Annotated in this window: 22 protein-coding genes and 1 riboswitch; of the genes, 10 read left to right on the top strand and 12 right to left on the bottom strand. The window is 71.3% G+C overall.

The annotated features are described in order from the left end of the window. Positions 1-31: 31 nt before the first annotated feature. The gene (locus EJC51_RS14235) at positions 32-1,027 is read left to right on the top strand and encodes a 2-hydroxyacid dehydrogenase (RefSeq protein WP_126271419.1); all 996 of its coding nucleotides are present in this window, start codon (positions 32-34) and stop codon (positions 1,025-1,027) included. Here the strand turns inward: EJC51_RS14235 and EJC51_RS14230 are convergent. Both EJC51_RS14230 and EJC51_RS49555 read right to left on the bottom strand, forming a co-directional pair. Next, positions 979-2,859, bottom strand: coding sequence for an anthranilate synthase family protein (locus tag EJC51_RS14230; RefSeq protein ID WP_126271418.1), 1,881 nt, complete (start codon positions 2,857-2,859; stop codon positions 979-981). The genes EJC51_RS14235 and EJC51_RS14230 overlap by 49 nt on opposite strands. A gap of 99 nt (positions 2,860-2,958) precedes the next feature. Further along, positions 2,959-3,015 carry a trp operon leader peptide gene (locus EJC51_RS49555; RefSeq protein ID WP_071528813.1) on the bottom strand — a complete coding sequence of 19 codons (57 nt, stop codon included), beginning with the start codon at positions 3,013-3,015 and terminating at the stop codon, positions 2,959-2,961. Between the two features lie 96 nt (positions 3,016-3,111). Between EJC51_RS49555 and EJC51_RS14220 the strand changes: the two genes are divergently transcribed. Together EJC51_RS14220 and EJC51_RS14215 are read left to right on the top strand one after the other, a co-directional pair. Continuing rightward, the gene (locus EJC51_RS14220; RefSeq protein WP_126271417.1) at positions 3,112-4,464 is read left to right on the top strand and encodes a class II 3-deoxy-7-phosphoheptulonate synthase; all 1,353 of its coding nucleotides are present in this window, start codon (positions 3,112-3,114) and stop codon (positions 4,462-4,464) included. Positions 4,465-4,623: 159 nt separating this feature from the next. Next, on the top strand, positions 4,624-4,848 hold the full coding sequence (locus tag EJC51_RS14215) for a (2Fe-2S)-binding protein (RefSeq protein ID WP_208870707.1): 225 nt from the start codon (positions 4,624-4,626) through the stop codon (positions 4,846-4,848). A gap of 10 nt (positions 4,849-4,858) precedes the next feature. On the opposite strand, the gene bfr is transcribed toward EJC51_RS14215, so the two are convergent. Next, entirely contained in the window at positions 4,859-5,338 is a 480-nt protein-coding gene (bfr, locus tag EJC51_RS14210; RefSeq protein WP_079308696.1) for a bacterioferritin, read from the bottom strand. 174 nt (positions 5,339-5,512) lie between these two features. Here bfr and EJC51_RS14205 point away from each other — a divergent pair, with 174 nt between their 5' ends. Beyond that, positions 5,513-6,145, top strand: coding sequence for a sulfite oxidase-like oxidoreductase (locus EJC51_RS14205; protein WP_126271415.1), 633 nt, complete (start codon positions 5,513-5,515; stop codon positions 6,143-6,145). Between the two features lie 9 nt (positions 6,146-6,154). On the opposite strand, the gene EJC51_RS14200 is transcribed toward EJC51_RS14205, so the two are convergent. From EJC51_RS14200 to thiO, 6 genes are all read right to left on the bottom strand, one after another. Beyond that, positions 6,155-6,628, bottom strand: a complete 474-nt coding sequence (locus tag EJC51_RS14200; protein WP_126271414.1) for a DUF4396 domain-containing protein — start codon at positions 6,626-6,628, stop codon at positions 6,155-6,157. 76 nt (positions 6,629-6,704) lie between these two features. Beyond that, positions 6,705-7,565, bottom strand: a complete 861-nt coding sequence (locus EJC51_RS14195; RefSeq protein WP_059197557.1) for a deoxyribonuclease IV — start codon at positions 7,563-7,565, stop codon at positions 6,705-6,707. A gap of 69 nt (positions 7,566-7,634) precedes the next feature. Next, on the bottom strand, positions 7,635-9,566 hold the full coding sequence (gene pknB, locus EJC51_RS14190) for a Stk1 family PASTA domain-containing Ser/Thr kinase (protein WP_166682858.1): 1,932 nt from the start codon (positions 9,564-9,566) through the stop codon (positions 7,635-7,637). Positions 9,567-9,684: 118 nt separating this feature from the next. Further along, positions 9,685-10,479: a thiazole synthase gene (locus EJC51_RS14185; protein ID WP_126271413.1), complete on the bottom strand. Its 795-nt coding sequence runs from the start codon at positions 10,477-10,479 to the stop codon at positions 9,685-9,687. 3 nt (positions 10,480-10,482) lie between these two features. Further along, entirely contained in the window at positions 10,483-10,683 is a 201-nt protein-coding gene (gene thiS / locus EJC51_RS14180) for a sulfur carrier protein ThiS (RefSeq protein WP_126271412.1), read from the bottom strand. Then, positions 10,680-11,840 carry a glycine oxidase ThiO gene (gene thiO, locus EJC51_RS14175; protein ID WP_126271411.1) on the bottom strand — a complete coding sequence of 387 codons (1,161 nt, stop codon included), beginning with the start codon at positions 11,838-11,840 and terminating at the stop codon, positions 10,680-10,682. Before thiO ends, thiS begins: the two co-directional genes overlap by 4 nt. After that, positions 11,838-11,949, bottom strand: a riboswitch (TPP riboswitch). (Overlaps the previous gene by 3 nt.) 52 nt (positions 11,950-12,001) lie before the next feature. Between thiO and EJC51_RS14170 the strand changes: the two genes are divergently transcribed. The 6 genes from EJC51_RS14170 to EJC51_RS14145 all read left to right on the top strand — a co-directional run bounded on the left by EJC51_RS14170 (position 12,002) and on the right by EJC51_RS14145 (position 17,011). Then, positions 12,002-12,352: an avidin-fold protein gene (locus tag EJC51_RS14170; RefSeq protein ID WP_126271410.1), complete on the top strand. Its 351-nt coding sequence runs from the start codon at positions 12,002-12,004 to the stop codon at positions 12,350-12,352. An 89-nt stretch (positions 12,353-12,441) separates the two neighbouring features. Next, complete coding sequence (locus tag EJC51_RS14165; protein WP_244363387.1) at positions 12,442-13,605, top strand: NAD(P)/FAD-dependent oxidoreductase; 1,164 nt, start codon at positions 12,442-12,444, stop codon at positions 13,603-13,605. 76 nt (positions 13,606-13,681) lie between these two features. Further along, on the top strand, positions 13,682-14,053 hold the full coding sequence (locus EJC51_RS14160) for an Rv2175c family DNA-binding protein (protein WP_126271408.1): 372 nt from the start codon (positions 13,682-13,684) through the stop codon (positions 14,051-14,053). 244 nt (positions 14,054-14,297) lie between these two features. Beyond that, a complete protein-coding gene (gene thiE / locus EJC51_RS14155) occupies positions 14,298-14,954 on the top strand; it encodes a thiamine phosphate synthase (RefSeq protein WP_126271407.1) in 657 nt (218 codons plus the stop codon). Between the two features lie 120 nt (positions 14,955-15,074). Further along, a complete protein-coding gene (gene metF / locus EJC51_RS14150; protein WP_126271406.1) occupies positions 15,075-15,998 on the top strand; it encodes a methylenetetrahydrofolate reductase [NAD(P)H] in 924 nt (307 codons plus the stop codon). 56 nt (positions 15,999-16,054) lie between these two features. After that, entirely contained in the window at positions 16,055-17,011 is a 957-nt protein-coding gene (locus EJC51_RS14145; protein WP_126271405.1) for an SCO2102 family sporulation regulator, read from the top strand. Between the two features lie 44 nt (positions 17,012-17,055). Here the strand turns inward: EJC51_RS14145 and EJC51_RS14140 are convergent, their stop codons facing one another. The 3 genes from EJC51_RS14140 to EJC51_RS14130 form a co-directional block, all read right to left on the bottom strand. Further along, positions 17,056-18,570, bottom strand: a complete 1,515-nt coding sequence (locus EJC51_RS14140) for a phytoene desaturase family protein (protein ID WP_126271404.1) — start codon at positions 18,568-18,570, stop codon at positions 17,056-17,058. A 48-nt stretch (positions 18,571-18,618) separates the two neighbouring features. Continuing rightward, positions 18,619-19,236, bottom strand: a complete 618-nt coding sequence (locus EJC51_RS14135) for a DUF4126 domain-containing protein (protein WP_126271403.1) — start codon at positions 19,234-19,236, stop codon at positions 18,619-18,621. Positions 19,237-19,617: 381 nt separating this feature from the next. Beyond that, positions 19,618-20,235, bottom strand: coding sequence for a TetR/AcrR family transcriptional regulator (locus tag EJC51_RS14130; RefSeq protein ID WP_126271402.1), 618 nt, complete (start codon positions 20,233-20,235; stop codon positions 19,618-19,620). Positions 20,236-20,252 lie beyond the last annotated feature (17 nt).

The following is a 20,252-nucleotide window of genomic DNA, read 5'->3' as shown; positions in this document are numbered from 1 at the left end:
GACAATTCCGGCGTACCCCCCGGAGGGCCGCGTGGAGATCCTCGCCTTCGGTGTCCAGGCCGACGAGAAGCCCCTGATCGAGCGCGCCTTCCAGGGCCACCACGAGGTCCGCTGCCTGGACGTCTTCCTCAACGAGGACACCGCCCCCATCGCGGCCGGCTACGAGGCCGTCTCCACCAGCGTCAACGCCGAGCTCGGCCCCCGCGTCCTGGAGGTCCTGGCGGCCGGCGGCACCCGGATGATCGCCCAGCGCTCCACCGGCTTCAACAACATCGACCTCAAGGTCGCCGAGCGGCTCGGCATGACGATCGCCCGCGTCTCGTACTACTCGCCGTACTCGGTCGCCGAGTTCGCCTGGACCCTCGCCATGGCCGTGAACCGGCGGATCGTCCGCGCCTCCACCCGCACCCGCGACTTCGACTTCCGCCTCGACGGCCTGATGGGCCGCGACCTGCACGGCCGCACCGCGGGCGTCCTCGGCACCGGAAAGATCGGCGAGGCCTTCACCCGGATCGCCCACGGCTTCGGCATGAGGCTGCTCGGCTGGGACGTCGCCGAGAACCCCGCCTGCCTGGAACTCGGCATGAAGTACGTCTCCAAGGAGCAGCTGCTCGCCGAGTCCGACCTGGTCACCCTGCACGTGCCGCTGATGCCGGAGACCCAGCGCCTCCTCGACGCCGCGGCCCTGCGGGCCATGAAGGACGACGCGATCCTCGTCAACTCCAGCCGCGGCGGCCTCATCGACACCGCGGCCCTCGTCACCGAGCTGCGCGCGGGCCGCTTCGCGGGCGTCGGCCTCGACGTGTACGAGGCGGAGGCGGGCCTGTTCTTCCTCGACAAGTCCCTGGAGGCCATCGAGGACGACACCCTGGCCCGCCTGGTCACCTTCCCGAACGTCCTGGTCACGTCCCACCAGGCGTACTACACCGAGGACGCCGTCGGCCAGATCGTCGACGCCACGGTGCGCAACGTCCTCGACTACAAGGCCGGCCGCCGCTCGGAGAACGTGCTCGTGCCGCGCAGCTGAGCCGTCAACTCCCGTACGATCGCGGCCCCGTTCAGCGTCAGCACCGACTCCGGGTGGAACTGCACCCCCGCGAAACCAGGCCCGCGCAGCGCATGCACCTCGTACGCCCCGTTCCGGCTCACCTCGATCTCGTGCGCGGCCAGCTCGGCCGCCGTCTCGTCGTCGCAGCGCGCCACGAAGCTGTTGTAGAAGCCGACGGTCTCCTCCCGCCCGAACAGGTCGACGGTCGTCTGCGCCCCCTGGTACGGCACCTCCTTGCGTACGATCTCCAGGCCCAGCTCCGCCGCGATGAGCTCGTGGCCGAGGCAGACGCCGAGCACGCCGTGCCGGTGCTCGCGGATGACGTGGGCGGCGAGGTCGCGCAGGAAGCGCATCTTCGGGTCGGTCAGGTCGGAGGGGTCGCCCGGGCCGGGGCCCAGGACGACCGGGCCCTCGTGGGCGAGGACGGCCTCGCGCAGACCGGGCTCGTCGTAGCGCCGGACGGTCACCTCCAGCCCGCTGGAGCGCAGGACGTGCGCGAGCATCGCCGTGAAGGTGTCCTCGCCGTCGACGACGAGAGCGTGGCCCGCCAGCTCCTGAGACCGCTCCTGCATCCGCAGCCAGAACGGCGCGAGGGACGACCGGCGGCCGTCGAGCGCGGCCCGCACCCGGGGGTCGTCGGACAGCTTCGGGCGCGCCTCCTCGGCGCGCGGCCGTGCCGGTCGTACGCCCAGGGCCGCCAGCACCCCCGCCGCCTTCGCGTGCGTCTCGGCCACCTCGCTCGCCGGGTCCGAGCCGCGCACCAGCGTCGCGCCGACCGGGACCCGCAGCCGCCCGTCGGCGGCGATGTCGGCGGTGCGGATCAGGATGGGCGAGTCGAGGGTCTGGGCGCCGCCCGAGTCCCGGCCGAGCAGGGCCAGCGCGCCCGCGTAGTAGCCCCGGCCGCCGACCTCGTGCCGCTCGATGACCCGGCAGGCGTTCTGCACCGGGGAGCCGGTGACGGTGGCCGCGAACATGGTCTCCTTGAGCACCTCCCGGACGTCCAGCGAGGACTTCCCGCGCAGCTCGTACTCGGTGTGCGCGAGGTGGGCCATCTCCTTCAGACGCGGCCCGATCACCACGCCGCCCATGTCGCCGACCGTGCACATCATCTTGAGCTCCTCGTCGACGACCATCGACAGCTCCTCGATCTCCTTGCCGTCGGCGAGGAAGTCGAGCAGGTGCTCGGGGGTGGGGCCCTCGGCGGGATAGCGGTACGTCCCGCTGATCGGGTTCATCACGACCGTGCCGCCGGACATCCGCACATGCACCTCGGGGCTGGCGCCGACGAGGGTGCGGTCGCCGGTGTGGACGACGAAGGTCCAGTAGGCGCCCCGCTCGCCCACGAGGAGCCGCCGGAACAGGGCGAGCGCGTCCCCGCGGGAGAACCCCGGGATCTCCCCCTCGTACGTCCGACGGATCACGAAGTTCGCGCCCTCGCCCCGCCCGATCTCCTCCCGCAGCACCCGGCCGACGATCTCGCCGTACTCCTCGTCGGCGACGTCGAAGCCGCCGTTCTCGACGCGGACGTCATGGGCGGGGAGCTGCGCCAGGGCGTCCGGCAGGGCCAGTGTGTGCGTCTCCTCGGGGACCAGCACCGTCAGCGGTGTCCCGTCGTCCCGCACGTCGAAGCCGCGCTCGCGGATCTGCCGGAAGGGGACGAGGGCGAGCCCCTCGTCGGGGAGGTCGGCGAGGCGGTCGTACGAGGAGACCGGGCCGAGGAACACCTCGACGGTGTTCTCGTCGTGGCCCGGCGTGCGGCGGCGCAGCAGGGCGAACGGGCGGTCGTCGTGCACGAGCTGTGTCAGGTCCATGGTTCCTCGGCTGTCGATGACGTCGATGGTGAGGAACGACCCCGGAAACGCCGAAGGCCGCCCCTCGGGCGGCCTTCGCGAAGTCTTGCGTACGCGCAGTCAGTGGGCCGCCGGATGAGCGGTCCACCACCAGTTCTGGGTCGAGTGCGCGAACATGCGACGCACCCTACCCCATGTCCGTTCTCTGTACTCCGTGTCTCATTTGATGGGCATGCGCCGGGAGCCACGACACGACCCCGTAATGTTGAGGCCGTGACCGTGAACGCTAAGACCAGCGCGAGCGCTGGCAACACCTGGCGAGAACTGCCCGCGGCGCAGCAGCCCGAGTACCCCGACCCCGAGGCTCTGCGCGCAGTCGTTGCGGAGCTGGAGTCGTATCCGCCGCTCGTCTTCGCGGGCGAGTGCGACCAGCTGCGCGCCCGGATGGCGTCCGTCGCCAAGGGAGAGGCGTTCCTCCTCCAGGGCGGCGACTGCGCCGAGGCCTTCGACGCCGTGTCCGCCGACCACATCCGCAACAAGCTCAAGACCCTGCTCCAGATGGGCGCCGTGCTGACGTACGCCGCCTCGGTGCCGGTCGTGAAGGTCGGCCGGATCGCCGGCCAGTACTCCAAGCCGCGCTCCAAGGGCACCGAGACCCGCGACGGCGTGACCCTGCCGACCTACCGCGGCGACTCGGTCAACGGCTTCGACTTCAACGAGAAGGCCCGCATCCCGGACCCCGAGCGCCTGAAGCGGATGTACAACGCCTCCGCCTCCACGCTCAACCTGGTGCGCGCCTTCACCACCGGCGGCTACGCCGACCTGCGCCAGGTGCACGCCTGGAACCAGGACTTCGTGAAGTCGTCCCCCTCCGGCCAGCGCTACGAGCAGCTCGCCCGGGAGATCGACAACGCGCTGAACTTCATGCGGGCCTGCGGCACCGACCCGGAGGAGTTCAAGACCGTCGAGTTCTACTCCTCGCACGAGGCGCTGCTGCTCGACTACGAGTCGGCCCTCACCCGCGTGGACTCGCGCACGGGCCGCCTGTACGACGTCTCGGCGCACATGGTGTGGATCGGTGAGCGCACCCGGCAGCTGGACCACGCGCACATCGAGTTCGCCTCGAAGATCCGCAACCCGATCGGCATCAAGCTCGGCCCGACCACCACGGCCGAGGAGGCGCTCCAGTACATCGAGCGCCTCGACCCGGACCGCGAGCCGGGCCGGCTCACCTTCATCGTGCGCATGGGCGCGGACAAGGTCCGCGACAAGCTGCCCGAGCTGGTCGAGAAGGTCACCGCCTCCGGTGCGACGGTCGCCTGGGTGACCGACCCGATGCACGGCAACACCTTCGAGGCCGCCTCCGGTCACAAGACCCGCCGCTTCGACGACGTGCTCGACGAGGTCAAGGGCTTCTTCGAGGTCCACAAGGCCCTCGGCACCCACCCGGGCGGCATCCACGTGGAGCTCACCGGCGACGACGTCACCGAGTGCGTGGGCGGCGGCGACGAGATCTTCGTCGACGACCTGCACCAGCGCTACGAGACGGCCTGCGACCCCCGGCTGAACCGCAGCCAGTCGCTCGACCTGGCCTTCCTCGTGGCGGAGATGTACCGGGACCAGTAAGGGTTTCGCCTGTTACAGGGGCATGAGGTGGGGCGCGGATCACATACGATCCGCGCCCCACACCACTTTTACGCTCCCGGCGGGCCGGGTAAGGTTAGGTTAGCCTCACCGATCAACGGGGATGGCAAGACCGATCAATCCCGTCGGGAGGTGAGCCGCGTGTACGTCTGCAGTTGCTTCGGTGTCACCGAGCAGCAGGTGAAGAAGCACGCGGCGGACGGTGCCTGCACCCCCCGCCAGATAGCGTCGGCCTGCAAGGCGGGCACGGACTGCGGTTCCTGCGTACGCCGTATCCAGGCCATCCTGGGCCGGGGCGCGTGCCCCCGGCGTGAGCTGGCCGATCAGGGTCAGCCGATGCTCGCGGAGCTGGACGAAGCGGCCTGAGGTCTGCGGCTCAGCTCTCCGGCTGCTCGATCAGCTGGGCGATGTACAGCGCCTCACCGAGCTTCTCCAGGAGCTCCAGCTGGGTGTCGAGGTAGTCGATGTGGTGCTCCTCGTCCTCCAGGATCGACTCGAAGATGTTCGCCGACGTGATGTCGCCCTTGGCGCGCATCACCTCGATCCCGCGCTTGAGACGGTCGATCGCCTCGACCTCGATCTGCCGGTCCGCCTCGAACATCTCCTTGACCGTCTGTCCGACCCGGACATGGAACAGGCGCTGGTAGTTCGGCAGCCCCTCCAGGAACAGGATCCGGTCGGTGAGCACCTCGGCGTGCTTCATCTCGTCGAACGACTCGTGGCGGGTGTACTTCGCGAGCTTCGTCCAGCCGAAGTTCTCCTGCATCTTGGCGTGCAGAAAGTACTGGTTGATCGCGGTGAGCTCGCCGGTGAGCTGCTCGTTGAGGAATTCGATGACCTCGGGGTCGCCCTGCATCGCAGAGGCTCCTTCCAAAGGGGGAACTGGCAGGTTGCGCCGCATCCTTGCACCGTCACCGAAGATCGTCCAGTAAGTCTGCGCTTAGTAAGTAAGTCCATGCTTAGTCCGATTTGAGATGAGTCGGGATGGGGTTGGTCAGGTGCACCGCCCGTGGTCTGTCAGGATGGAGTCATGGGTCAGCCGGTGGAGCGCGAGAGTGGAGAAGTGGCGCATTCCGAGCTACCGCCGGGGCAGCGACTACAGCGTGGCTGGCCCGTCACCCACTACGGGCCGGTCCCCAAGTTCCGGCCCGAGCGCTGGGAGTTCCGGGTCTTCGGCGCCACCGCGGACGGCGAGAAGCACTGCTGGAACCACGAGGAGTTCACGGCCCTGCCGTACACCTCCGTCGTGGCGGACCTGCACTGCGTGACGAAGTTCAGCATGCTCGGCGCCGAGTGGGGCGGTATCCCCGCCCGGACCGTCCTGGAGATCGCCCCGCCCGCACCGGATGTCACCCATGTGATGGTCTGGGCCGAGTACGGCTTCAGCTCCAACCTGCGTCTCGCGGACTTCGCCGCCGACCGCACGATCTTCGCCACCCACAAGGACGGTGAGCTGCTGACCGCCGAGCACGGCTTCCCGCTCCGCCTGGTCGTCCCCCATCTGTACGCCTGGAAGGGGCCCAAATGGGTCCGCGGCGTCGAGTACATGACCGCCGACCGCCGCGGCTTCTGGGAAGAACGCGGCTATCACAACATCGGCGACCCGTGGAAAGAGCAGCGGTACTCGTACCAGGAGGGACCGGGGGACGGCCCCGACCTGTAGCCGCCCCGGTCAGTGGTGCTGGTGCACCACCGCGTGCCCCTTGCCCCGGCCGATCATCCACTTGTTCACCGGCACGGTGACGACGAACGCGATGGCCAGCGAGATCGCCAGCGCGCCCCAGAACAGCAGGTCGGTCAGTTCCGCGTCCATCGCGCCCGGCCACAGCACGATCACCCCGTTGTCGACCAGCTCCATCACGGCGATCGACAGGGTGTCCGCGGCCAGCGCCACCCGGACGGCGGCCCGGAGGCCGAGGCCGGAGCGCAGGACGCCGCGCAGGGTGAGCGAGTAGCCGAAGAAGAAGGCGAGGACGATCGCGAGGATCGTCGTCGGCAGGTTCCCCCAGCCGAGCGCGGTGCCGATGACCATGCCGAGCACTTCGCCGATGGCGCAGCCGGTGAGGCAGTGGAGGGTGGCCTGGACGGCCATGGACCAGCTGCTCGCCGGGTGGTGTACGTGTCCCGCGTGCGCCTCGTGCTGCATGAGTGCCCCCAACGTCAGGTAACGGTTCCTGCATCCAGCAAGAACCGTATACCCCCAGGGGGTATTCCGTAACGGGTTACGCGTCGCGAAGTTTCTTCAGCCGCTCCACGTCCGCGGCATGCCCTTCCTTCCCGCCGGGGGTCTCGATGATCAGCGGTACGCCTGCCGTGGCCGGGTGGGTCATCAGCGCCCGGAACGGGTCCTCGCCGATGTGGCCGGCGCCGATGTTCTCGTGCCGGTCCTTGTGGGCGCCGACGACGTCCTTGGAGTCGTTGGCGTGGATCAGCTTCAGCCGCCCCTCGCCGACGGTGTCGACCAGCAGGTCGAGGGTCTGGTGCATGCCGGACGGGCCGGTCAGATCGTGTCCGGCCGCGAAGATGTGGCAGGTGTCGAGGCAGATCCCCAGCTTGGGGTGGGCGTCCAGGGCCTCGAAGTACGGTCCGAAGTCCCAGGTGCGCGAGCACAGCGAGGCGCCCTGTCCGGCGGTCGACTCCAGCAGCAGGAACGGGTCGTCGTCGTGGGTGAGCTCGTCGAGCAGCGGCAGCATGTGCTCCCGGACCTGCTTCAGGGCCACGGACCGGTCCCGTCCGCCGGTCGCGCTGCCCGTGTGCACGACCACGCCGAGCGCCCCGATCTCCCGCCCGCGCCGCAGCGAGTGCCGCATGCTCTCCACCGACTTCTCCACGGTGGCCTCGGTGTGCGAGCCGAAGTTGATCAGGTACGGGGCGTGGACATATGCCGGGATCGACTCGGCCGCGCAGGCCGCCCGGAACTCCTCGTCCTGCCGCGGGTTGCCGGCGGGCGTGGCCCAGCCGCGCGGGTTGGCGACGAAGACCTGTACGGTCTCCGCCTTCAGATCGCGGGCGTAGGACAGGCCGACGGAGTTCAGACCGCCGGCCACGGGGACATGGCCGCCGACGGGGTTGCGCTGAGTCATCACCCGTTCAGGGTGTCATGCGCGGGGGAGTGCCCCGTCGGTGGTCCAGGGTTCGTCCAGGGGCCGGTCTCAGCGGATCTCGATCGTGATGGTCGATCCCTTGGGCGCGGTGTCGCCGCCGTCCACGGACTGGCTCTTGACGGTGTCGCCGAACAGCCCGAGGATGCCGCGGTCCTCGTCGACCTCGAACCCGGCCGCCTCCAGCGCGTCCTTCGCGTCGTCGACGCTGTCGCCGACCACGTCCGGGACCTCGACCATCTCGGGGCCCTTGGAGATCGTCAGCGTCACGGTGTCGCCCTCGGCGGCCCGGCTGCCCTCGCCCGGCGTCTGGGCGGCGACCTGGCCCTTGTCGAACTCCGAGTTGACCTGCTCGGTGGCGACCTTCACCTTCAGGCCCGCCTCCGTCAGATCCGCCTTGGCGTCCTCCAGGCTCTCGCCGGTGACGTCCGGGACGTCGACCGGGCTGCCCTTGCTGACGACCAGGGCGACGGCCGTGCCCGCGTGGAGCTCGGTGCCGCCCTCGGGGTCGGTGCGGATCACGAAGCCCCTGATGACGTCGGAGCTGAACTCCCGGGTGACCATGCCCGGTTCCAGTCCGTCGTTCTTCAGCCGGAGCCGCGCCTTGTCCAGTCGGTAGCCCTTGAGGTCGGCCAGCTCCACGGTCTTCGGGCCGTCGGAGACCGTCAGCGTCACCGAGTCGTTGTTCCGTATCCGGGTGCCGACCTCCGGGTCCGAGTTGATGACCCGGCCCCGCTTCACGGTGTCGCTGTAGGCGTGCTTCACCTTGCCGACGTCGAGACCCTCCTGGGAGAGCCGCTCACGCGCCTGCGCCTCGGTCTTGCCGATCAGCGCCGGGACCTTGGTGAACTGCCCGGAGTTGATGTACCAGACGCCGGCGCCGACACCGAGGATCAGCAGGAGCGCGACGACGATCGCGAGCGGCCCGCGCGGAAGGCCCGAGCCACGGCGCCGCCGGGGCGGCGGGGGCGGCGGGGACGCCAGCCGGCTGGTGCGGTTGAGCGCGGACCCGTCGTCCTCGTTGACCGGCAGCGGCCGCGGCACCGTCAGCGAGCGCGGGATCACACTCGTCCGGTCCTCGGTGTTGTCGTGCTCGGTGGTCAGCGCCTGCGGCGGTACGGCGTCCAGCTGGTCCGCGCTGAGCGCGGCACGCGCCTCGCGGACCTGGGCGAGCATCGCCACCGCGTCGTACGGGCGGACGTCCGGGGTGCGGGCGGTCGCCGACGCGACCAGCTCGTCCAGCTCGAACGGCAGGCCCGGCACGATCGCCGAGGGCGGCGGGGCGTCCTCGTGGAGGTGCTTGTAGAGAACGATCGCGGGCGAGTCCCCGTCGTGCGGCTTCTCGCCGGTCAGCATCTCGTACAGCACGACACCGCACGCGTACACGTCGACGCGGGCGTCGGCGGCGCCCGGCTGCTCGATCTGCTCGGGCGCGAGATAGGAGACGGTGCCGAGCACGGCACCGCTGGTGTTGGTGACGGTGTCGACCGAGCGGACCAGCCCGAAGTCGGCGACCTTGACCCGGCCGTCGTCCCCTATGAGGACGTTCTCGGGCTTCATGTCGCGGTGCACGAACCCGGCGCGGTGCGCGGCGCCGAGCGCCGCCAGCACCGGCTCCAGGATGTCGAGCGCGGCCCGCGGCTGGAGCGCCCCGCGGTCGCGCAGCACGTCCCGCAGGGTGCAGCCGGCGACGTACTCCATGGCGAGATAGACGTACGACCCGTCGGCGCCCTGGTCGAAGACCTGCACCACGTTGGGGTGGGCGAGCCGGGCGACGGACTTGGCCTCGCGGATGAAGCGGTCGACGAAGGTGGCGTCGGCCGCGAGGCCCGGGTGCATCACCTTCAGGGCGAGCACGCGGTCGAGGCGGGTGTCCAGGGCCCGGTAGACCGTGGCCATCCCGCCGACGGCGATCCGCGCTTCCACGCGGTACCGGCCGTCGAGCACCTGCCCGACCAGAGGGTCCTGAAGGGTCGTATCCACGCAGGTGAGTGTACGAGCCGTGACTGACAGGGCCGGGGGTTCGGGTGAGATCGGGGCGGGACTGAAGCCGAGCTGTGACGGACCTCGCACCCGCTCCCGAATCTCATCGAACGTACGTTCAGAATGCCGGGCGTTCGGGGTCGAGACGCGCCAACCCCTCGGTGGGGGAGGAGGCTTCGGCGAAGTGGCGCTTGGGAATGCGCCCCGCCCGGTGGGCCAGCCGGCCCGCCTCGACCGCGTGCCGCATCGCGTGCGCCATCAGCTCCGGCTCCTGGGCCCGCGTCACCGCCGAGGCGAGCATCACACCCGCGCAGCCCAGCTCCATCGCCAGCGCCGCGTCCGACGCCGTACCGGCGCCCGCGTCCAGGATCACCGGCACGCGCGCGTGCTCGACGATCAGCTGGAAGTTGTGCGGGTTGCGGATGCCGAGCCCGGAGCCGATGGGGGAGCCCAGCGGCATGATCGCCGCGCAGCCCACGTCCTCCAGCTTCCGCGCCAGGACCGGGTCGTCGTTGGTGTACGGCAGCACCGTGAAGCCGTCGTCGACCAGGGTCTCCGCCGCCTCCAGGAGCTCGATCGGGTCCGGCAGCAGGGTGCGCTCGTCGGCGATGACCTCCACCTTGATCAGGTCCGTGCCGAGCGCCTCGCGCGCGAGGCGGGCCGTCAGCACCGCCTCGCCCGCCGTGAAGCAGCCGGCCGTGTTCGGCAGCACCTGGATGCCGAGCTCGGTCAGCACGGACAGGACCGAGCCGTGCACGGTCGGGTCGACGCGGCGCATGGCGACCGTCGTGAGTTCCGTGCCCGAGGCGACCAGCGCCCGCCTCAGCACGTCCAGACTGGGCGCCCCGCCCGTGCCCATGATCAGCCGGGACGCGAACGTCGTACCGCCGAGGACGAAGGGATCGTCGGCCATGGGTCAGCCTCCTTGGACGGCGGTCAGGACCTCGACGCGGTCCCCCTCGGAGAGGGGCGTCGACGGCCACTGCGCGCGCGGGACGACGGTTTCGTTGAGGGCGGCGGCCACTCCGGAGGGTGCCGGGGTGAGGGCGCGCACGACGGTGTCGAGCGCCGTGCCGGGGGCGAACTGGCGGGGCTCCCCGTTGACGGAGATGTTCATGCGGGCTGCTCCGTGAGGTGCTTCGTGAATCGCCTGGGGGTGAAGGGGCGGGCCTCGTCCGGGAGTTCACCGGTGGTCAGGGCGTGGGCCATGGCGTCGCCGGTGATCGGCGTCAGCAGTACGCCGTTGCGGTAGTGGCCGGTGGCCAGCAGCAGCCCCGGCAGCTCGGTCGGGCCGAGCAGGGGCGCGTTGTCGGGGGAACCGGGGCGCAGCCCCGCGCGGGTCTCCGTCAGCGGCAGCTCGGTGATGCCGGGGACCAGCTCATGGGCGTCGCGCAGCAGTTCGTACACCCCGCCCGCGGTCACCGTCGTGTCCCAGCCCTGCTCCTCGCTGGTCGCCCCGATCACCAGCTCGCCGTTCTCCCGCGGCACCAGATAGACCTGGCTGCCGCGCACCACGGCCCGCACGGTCCGGCTCAGGAACGGCGCGTACCGCTGCGGCACGGTCAGCCGCAGCACCTGGCCCTTCACCGGGCGCACGGGCGGCAGCACGGCCTCGGGGACACCCGCGAGGCGTCCGCTGAGGCTGCCCGCCGCCAGCACGACCTGCCCCGCGCCCAGCCGCGTACCGTCGGTCGTGGTGATACCGGCGGCCCGGTCCCGCACGACGTCGAGCCGCTCGGCCCAGTCGCGGTGGAACACCACGCCCGCCCGCTCGCAGGCGGCCAGCAGCGCCCTGGTCAGCCGCCGGGGGTCGATCTGGTGGTCGCCGTCCACCCGCAGCCCGCCGCGCACGCCCGGCGCGAGCATCGGCTCCAGCCGCCGGCACTCCCGCCCCGAGAGCCACTCGGACTCCAGCCCCGACTGCTGTTGCAGGGCGTGCAGTTCACGCAGATGGGCCCGGTCGTCGGCGTCCAGGGCGACGGCGAGTGTGCCGCAGCGGCGGTGGCCGAGGTCGAGCCCGGTCAGCTCGGTCAGCTCGGCCGCGAAGTCCGGATAGCGGCGGGCCGAGGCCAGGTTCAGGCCGAGCAGGGTCTGTTCGCCGTAGTGCAGTTCGGTGACGGCGGCGAGCATGCCGGCCGCCACCTGGGCGGCCCCGCCGCCCGGTTCGGGGTCCACGACGGCGGTGGCGAAACCGCGCTGCGCGGCCCGCCAGGCCGTGACGAGGCCGATGATTCCGCCCCCGACGACGAGGACGTCTGACGTACGTGAGGACATGGGCGTCCAGCCCCTCCCTTCGCCGGCATGACCCGGATCAGGTTCGTACGGTCGGAGGCCGCCAGCCTCCCTCTCAGCCCGGTGCGTCCGGGCTCCCGCGAGTGCTCTACGTTGGCCACCCTAGCCCGACGTCGTATGTCTCAGTAAGGGAGCCTCTCTCGGTGGCACGCTCGCTCGACGGTCTCGTCCTCGCCCCGGTCGCCGACCAGGCCCCAGGTCAGGTGGGTACCCGGACCCGGTTCACGTACCACGAGAAGGACGGCGAGATCTGGGCCGAGTACGCGGGCGGCGACGTCGTCCGCGGCCACCTGGTGGGCACGCGGGCGGGCGACCGGCTCGACTTCCGGTACGTACAGCTCAAGCACGACGGGACGACCTCCTCCGGGCACTGCGTGTCCACGGTCGTGGACCTGCCCGACGGGCGGGTGCGCCTGGCGGAGCGCTGGGAGTGGGAGTCACAGCCCGGCAGCGGGACCAGCGTTGTGGAGCAGGTCACTGTGCAGGACTCCTGACTGACAAATTGTCAGTTGTCTATGGTGATCAGGTGAGCGACGAGACGGAGACGCAGGCGCGGCGGCGTGTGGTCGTGGTCGGCGCGGGCATGGCCGGCGTACAGACCGCGGTGGCCCTGCGCGAACAGGGCTTCACCGGCACGGTGACGCTGATCGGCGCGGAACCCCACCAGCCCTACGACCGGCCACCGCTGTCCAAGGCGGTGCTGCTCGGCAAGGCCGAGGGCTCCGCCTTCGACGTCGACTTCGAGGCGCTCGGCATCGAACTGCGGCTCGGCGTCGAGGTGCTGGGCGTCCGCCCGGCCGACCATGAACTGGACGCCGAGGGCGGACCGGTGCCGTACGACGTCCTGGTCCTCGCCACCGGCGCGGAACCGATCCGGCTGCCCGGCGCGGAGGGCGTCCCCGGCGTCCATCTGCTGCGCACCCTCGACGACGCCGAACGGCTGCGCCCGGTGCTCGCCCGGCAGCACGACATCGTGGTCGTCGGCGCGGGCTGGATCGGCGCCGAGTTCGCCACCGCCGCGCGCGACGCGGGCTGCGCGGTGACCGTCGTCGAGGCCGCCGACCGGCCGCTCGCGGGCGCGCTGCCCGCGGAGGTGGCCACGCCGATGGCCGCCTGGTACGCCGACGCGGGAGCCGCGCTGCGCACCCACGCGCGCGTGGCCCACATCGAGCCCGGCGAGGTCGTCCTCGACGACGGCTCCCGGCTGCCCGCGGACGCGGTCGTGGTCGGCATCGGCGCCCGCCCGGCCACGTCCTGGCTGTCCGGCTCGGGCATCGACCTCGGCGCGCACGGAGAGGTCGTGGCCGACGCGGGGCTGCGCACATCAGTCCCGGACGTGTACGCCGTGGGCGACTGCGCGTCCTTCCCCTCGGGGCGCTACGGCGAGCGCCTGCTGGTCCACCACTGGGACAACGCCCTCCAGGGGCCGCGCACGGTCGCGGCCAACATCATCGGCGAGGCACCCTCGGTCTACGACCCGGTGCCGTACTTCTGGTCCGAGCAGTTCGGCCGTTTCGTCCAGTACGCCGGCCACCACACGTCCGCCGACACGGTCCTGTGGCGCGGCGACCCGTCCGGACCGGCCTGGGCGGTGTGCTGGCTGCGGGAGAACCGCCTGGTCGCGCTCCTGGCGGTGGGCCGGCCGCGGGACCTGGCGCAGGGGCGGCGCCTGATCGAGGCGGGGACGGCACTCGACACCGGGTTGCTGTCGGACCCGGGGCGGCCGTTGAAGGCGGCGGTGGTCTAGCGGAAACGTCAAGGTGGGAGCCGTTTCGGGCGGCCCCGGCTTCCGACTGTCAGTGCGGGATGGCAGGCTTGATTCCGTGACCGAGATTGACGCAAAGATCGATGCTCTCGTCCCCGCCTGGCTCACCCTCCCCGACATCGCAGAAATGCTGGACGTCGAGGTGACGCGTGTGCGGCAGCTGGTCAAGGATGGCCAGCTCATCGCCGTACGCCGAGGTGAGAACCGCGCCCTGCACGTCCCCGCCGCCTTCATCGACGGGGCCGAGCAGAAGGTCGTCAAGGGCCTCGCCGGGACCCTGACACTCCTGAGGGACGACGGCTTCACCGACGAAGAGATGCTGGAGTGGCTCTTCACCCCGGACGACAGCCTGCCCGGCACTCCGGCCCAGGCCCTGAGCGAGAACCGCGGCACGGAGGTGAAGCGCCGGGCCCAGGCGCTCGCCGTCTGACCCGCACACCGTCCGGTGCGTGAACCGGGGCCGCAGGATGTCCGTGCGGCCCCGGGCCGGGGTGGCTGCCGGACCGGGCGGCGGCACCCCGCGAGCGCGGGCGAGCGCACCCACCCCCGGCCCACGCGACCTGCCACGGCGTACCGGCATGCCCCGCCCCGACCCGCCTGTGTTTCACTACCGCCCGCCAAGGCCGACCGCACTCGTCCACGGCCCGTACGCCACCGACACCGGGGGAACGACCATGACCGACGCCGCCCGCACCGCCCGCGCCCAGCTCGCCGACGCCCGCGTCTACCTCTGCACGGACGCCCGCAGGCGCCAGGGCGACCTCCCGGAGTTCCTCGACGCGGTCCTGGCCGGCGGCGTCGACATCGTGCAGCTCCGCGACAAGGGCATGGAGGCCGCCGAGGAACTGGAGCACCTCCAGGTCTTCGCCGACGCCTGCGCCCGCCACGGCAAGCTCCTCGCCGTCAACGACCGCGCGGACGTCGCCCACGCCGCCTCGGCCGACGTCCTCCACCTCGGGCAGGGCGACCTCCCGGTCCCCGCCGCCCGCGCGATCCTCGGCGACGACGTCCTCATCGGCCGCTCCACCCACGCCGAGCGGGAAGCCGCCGCCGCGGCGACCCAGGACGGCGTCGACTACTTCTGCACCGGCCCCTGCTGGCCCACCCCCACCAAGCCCGGCCGCCACGCCCCCGGCCTCGACCTCGTCCGTCACACCGCCGCCCTCGGCGCCGACCGCCCCTGGTTCGCCATCGGCGGCATCGACCTCGGCAACCTCGACGAGGTGCTGGAGGCGGGGGCCGACCGTGTCGTCGTCGTACGCGCCATCACCGAGGCGGACGACCCCGGCGCGGCCGCCGCGGAGTTCGCCAAGCGCCTGCGCCTGCGGTGACCAGCCGCATCGGGGCCCCGCTAGACGAAAGCTGTCCGATGGGTGGACAACAAATCGACAAAACGGGCAAATTTCCGTGATCTGGTTGGGTGACCAGCGCCCCCTGGCTAACCTGCCGGTATGGCCCTCGGAACCGCATCCACCAGGACGGACCGCGCACGCACCGTGCGCGACATGCTCGCCACGGGCAAGACGACGTACTCCTTCGAGTTCTCGGCGCCCAAGACTCCCAAGGGTGAGCGGAACCTGTGGAGCGCGCTCAGGAGGGTCGAGGCGGTCGCCCCGGACTTCGTCTCGGTGACCTACGGTGCCGGCGGCTCCACCCGCGCGGGCACCGTCAAGGAGACCCAGCAGATCGTCGCGGACACCACTCTGACCCCGGTCGCCCACCTCACCGCGGTCAACCACTCGATCGCCGAACTGCGCAACATCATCGGCCAGTACGCCGACGCCGGGATCCGCAACATGCTCGCCGTGCGCGGCGACCCGCCCGGCGACCCCATGGCCGACTGGGTGCCGCATCCGCAGGGCCTGACGTACGCGGCCGAACTGGTCCGGCTCATCAAGGAGTCGGGTGACTTCTGCGTCGGCGTCGCCGCCTTCCCGGAGATGCACCCGCGCTCCGGCGACTGGGACACGGACGTCGAGCACTTCGTCGACAAGTGCCGTGCCGGCGCCGACTACGCCATCACGCAGATGTTCTTCAAGCCCGAGTCCTACCTTCGCCTCCGCGACCGCGTGGCCGCAGCCGGCTGCGCCACCCCGGTCATCCCCGAAGTGATGCCGGTCACGAGTGTGAAGATGCTCGAGCGACTTCCGCAGCTCAGCAACGCGTCGATCCCGTCCGTCCTGAAAGAGCGGATCCTCACAGCAAAAGACGATCCGGCCGCTGTACGCTCCATCGGTATCGAATTCGCCACCGAGTTCTGCGCGCGGCTACTGGCCGAGGGAGTGCCCGGACTGCACTTCATCACGCTCAACAACTCCACGGCGACGCTGGAAATCTACGAGAACCTGGGCCTGCACCACCCACCGCAGGCCTAGACCGGCCGCACGGATATACGACACACTGCGTAGCGGTCACTGGGAGAGGGGCGTACATGGGCTGGACGGTCCTCTACATCGCGTTCGGCATCGTCGCGCTGTGGTTGCTCGGCGAGGTGCTGCTCCAGTACAAGGCGCGGCTGCGCTGGCGGCTGCTCGCCTTCGCGGGCTTCCTCGGCGTCGTCCTCGGTGTGCTGATCCCGTCGGTCGTCGTCATCGGGCTGGGCGCCATCGCCTTCGCGATCGGCCAGACGTACGTCACGCTCTCCTTCCGCCGCGGCTTCGAGCAGGGCTGGGCGGTCAATCCGCCGGCGGCCCTGGGCGGCCTGACCGGCGGCAAGCGCCCCCGCCGTGAACGCGGTCGCGAGGAGCCCACCCTGGAGGTCTCCGACCTGGAGGCGTCGGACGCCGACTACGGCGACGAGGCCAACTACCGTCAGGACCCGGCCGGTTACGGCGACGACTACGACCGCGACGACGTGTTCACGCCCGCCCGCTCCGCCGCGGCGGCCGAGACCACCGCGGTCTACGAGCCCCAGCCGATGCCGGACGACACCGGCTCCTACGGCATATACGGCGACACCCCCTACCCGGCGGCGACCGGCGACGGCACCTACGCCGGCCAGGACCAGTACGCGACGGCCGCCCAGGGCGCCGACCAGAGCTATTCCTACGACGGCTACACCGGCTACGACCAGCAGCAGTACGGCTACGACATGGCCGGACAGCAGCAGTACGCCGCCTACTCCGACCCGTACATCGGCACCCAGACCTACGGCGGCGCCGGCTACGACACCTCGTACGGCGGCCAGCAGAGCTACGACCAGCAGGCCTACGGGCAGGACCAGTACGGCAACCCGACCTACGGCGGCGAGACCCCGGCCGGCGGCGTCTGGGTCCCGCAGCAGCGGTCCGACGACTCCTACGGCGGCGAACTCCCGCCGGAGCAGCAGTACCCCTACCAGGGCAACGGCCAGCAGGGGAACGGCTACGACGAGCAGTACCGCTTCTGAGCTTCTGAGCGGCGGTCACCCGCAGCGGGCGGCTCGCGGGGCCGTCACTGAGAGCCCCGGAAGTCCGGTCCCTCCACGATCAGTCCGGCGACCAGCGCGCCCGACATGCCCGCGTGCGGGAGTCCGCCGCCGGGGTGCGACCAGCCACCGACGGTGAACAGGCCCGGCAGGCCTGTGCTGTTCGCCGGGTGCAGCAGACGCCCTTCGGCCGCGGCGAGAGCCGGGGGTGGTACCGCACCGCCCGCCGCGCCCGTCGTCTCCGCGATGTGGGCCGGAGTGCGTACCTCGTGCCAGAGGAGGCGCTCGCGCAGGTTCGGTACGGCCCGCTCGGCGGTGGTGATCAACTGGTCCGCGTGGTCGGCGAAAACCTCGGACTCCGGCTGGCCGCTGTCGGCGAACGCGGGCACGGTCGTCGTGAGGGTGACCGCCTCGTGGTCCGCGTCCGGGACGGAGCGGACGTCGTCGGGGCGCAGGACGGTGAGCGTGGGGCGCGCGTCGAGTCCCGGAGACGAACCGAACAGCAGGCCCAGTTCACGCTCCCGGTCCTCCGCGTGCACGACCGTCTTGTGCGCCACACCTTCCGGGCGGCCGCCGCGCAGCGCCAGCAGCACCGTGAGGCGGCTCGGCAGCCCGCGTCGAGGGGGAACACCGCCGTCGCCCCGGATCGCCGTGCCCCGCACACAGCGGTCCAGCACCTCGGGAGCGACTCCGGCGACCACGAACTCCGCCTCCGCCACCGAGCCGTCGCCCAACTCCAGCCCGGCCGCCCGGCCGTCCTTCTCCACCACGCCGGTGACCTCGGCGCCGAAGTGGAACTCCACCCGGCGTGCCACACACCGCTCGTACACCGCGCGCGCCAACTCCCGCATGCCGCCGCGGACATACCAGGTCCCGAAGGCGTGCTCCATGTACGGCAGCACCGCCGCGCTCGCCGGGGCGGTGCTCGGGTCGAGGCCGTACGCCAGGGCGTAGCCGTCCAGGAGCGCGGCCAGTCGGGGGTCGCGCAGCTCCCAGGCGCCGATCTCGGTGAGCAGCCCGGCGCGGCGGGTGCGCAGCAGCTTCTTGTGCGGGACCGACGGATAGGGCTCGCGGTCGGCGAGCACCGACCAGTTGGGCCACAGAGGCTCCTCCAGGAGCGGCCGGCGTGTACGGTCCCAGGCCTCGCGGGCCCGGACCAGGAAGTCGCCCCAGCGGTCACCGGCGCCCGCACCGAGGGCCTCGTCGAGCGCCGCGACCACGCCCGCGCGGGACGCGTTCGGCAGGGAGACCTCGGTGCCGTCCGCGAAGAGGTGCCGCGACGACGGGTCGACCTGGACCAGCTCGACGACCGACTCCAGCGGTTCCTTGCCGGTCTTGACGAAGAGGTCGCGGTAGACGGCGGGCAGCGGCAGCAGCCCCGGGCCGGTGTCGAAGGCGAACCCGTCGCGCTCGAAGCGGCGCACCGCACCGCCGTACGTCTCCGTACGCTCGTACACCGCCACCCGGTGGCCCGCGACGGCCAGCCGGGCAGCGGCCGCCATCGCGCCCATCCCGGCGCCGATCACCGCAATCCGTGCCATGCCCGCGACTTTATCGGCCGCCACTGACAGCCCAGGTGACAGGTGGGGTCACCAGCCGGGCGGCGACCCCGACCGGCCCGCGAGCCGCTTCTCCTCCCGGCGCTGGGCCCTGCGCCGCAGGAACCGCCGGATGCGGGAGACCAGGAAGATCAGTATCACCAGCCCGCCGACGAGCAGCACCGCCGCGATGATCGCCGCCGCCTGCGGGTGGAAGATCGCGAAGGTGACGAGGCCGGCGACGCCGAGATCCTCGGCCAGGCTCACGATCACGTTGCTGAGCGGCTCCGGCGAGGTGTTCACCGCCATCCGCGTCCCGGCCTTGACCGCGTGGCTGGCCAGCGCCGTCGAACCGCCGACCAGACCCGCGACCGCGTCGTTGAGCGAGCCGCTCTGACCGGCCAGCACCGCGCCCACCCAGGCGCCCGCTGCGGGCCGGATCAGCGTGTGCACGGAGTCCCACGCCGAGTCGACGTACGGGATCTTGTCCGCGATGGCCTCGCACAGGAACAGCACGCCCGCTGTGACGAGAACCTCAGGGCGCTGCAAGGTCTCGGGGACGTCGTCGCTCAGCCCGGTCGCGCCGAAGACGCCGAGCAGCAGCACGACGGCGTACGCGTTGATTCCGCTGGCCCAGCCGCTGGTGAAGACAAGGGGGAGTACGGACACGGAGGCGATCGTAACCAGTCGGCAACGGGGCGTCCTGGGCCTGAGTGCGCAGCTCTGAGTATCCGTACCTAGTGGGGGAGATGAGTACGCGCGCGGATGGGGCCCGACCTGCGTGAACGAGAGAGTGGAGCCACGGAGAAGGGAACGGCTCCGGCACCGGCGACACGGGGCGCCGGAGCGGAGCCGCCCCGGATCCGCTCCTTCCGCCGGCGGAAGTCGGCGGGAGCGAGGCACGGGGCCCGGGGGAACGACCGAACGGGGGTCCAACGGGGGACACGGGGGAAAACGGGGGAGCACGAGAAGGCGCCGGTTCGAGGTGGCCCGCGGGGGACGCGGCCACAGCGGACCGGCGCTTTCGTGTCTACGCGCGCGTGCCGCGCCTCAGCCCCGGCCGCTCACCCGGCCCTGCAACAGCCGCGACAGCGCCGAGTGGACGTCGTCCAGCGAGCGTTCCGGCTGGAACGCCTTCCAGTCCAGCGCGGCCACCAGCACCATGCCGACGAGCGCGGACGCGGTCAGGGACACGTCGATGGCCTCGTGGAACTCGCCGCCCTCGATGCCCTCGCGCAGCACGTTCTCGACCACCGCCACCGCCTGCTGACGGACCACCATGAGCGTGGACTGCCAGGCCCGGTTGGTACGCCACAGCTCGGCCACGTACAGCTGCGTGAAGGCCGGGTAGCGGTCGATGAAGACCAGGCCGGCCCGGATCATCGCGTCCAGGGCGTCCGTCTTGCTGCCGCCCGCCGCGGCCGTCCGCTCCGCCGCCTCCTTGAGGGAGGCGGTGAGGAGTTCCACGCCGTGCCGCAGCAGCTCCTCGAAGAGGACGGACTTGCTCGCGAAGTTGTAGTACACGGTGCCCTTCGCGACCCCGGCCCGCTCGGCGATCTCGTCGACCGTGGTGGCGGAGAAGCCCTGCTCCGCGATGAGGGTGACGGCCGCCTCGTAGAGCTTCTGGCGGGTGGCCTCGCGGCGCGTGCTGCCGCTGCTGCTTTCCATGGCCCTGATTGTCACAG

Origin of the sequence: Streptomyces aquilus (assembly GCF_003955715.1) — a bacterium.
In the GTDB taxonomy this organism is placed as follows: domain Bacteria; phylum Actinomycetota; class Actinomycetes; order Streptomycetales; family Streptomycetaceae; genus Streptomyces; species Streptomyces aquilus.
Note: the sequence above shows the minus strand (reverse complement) of the source record. Positions and strands in the feature narration are given on the sequence as shown.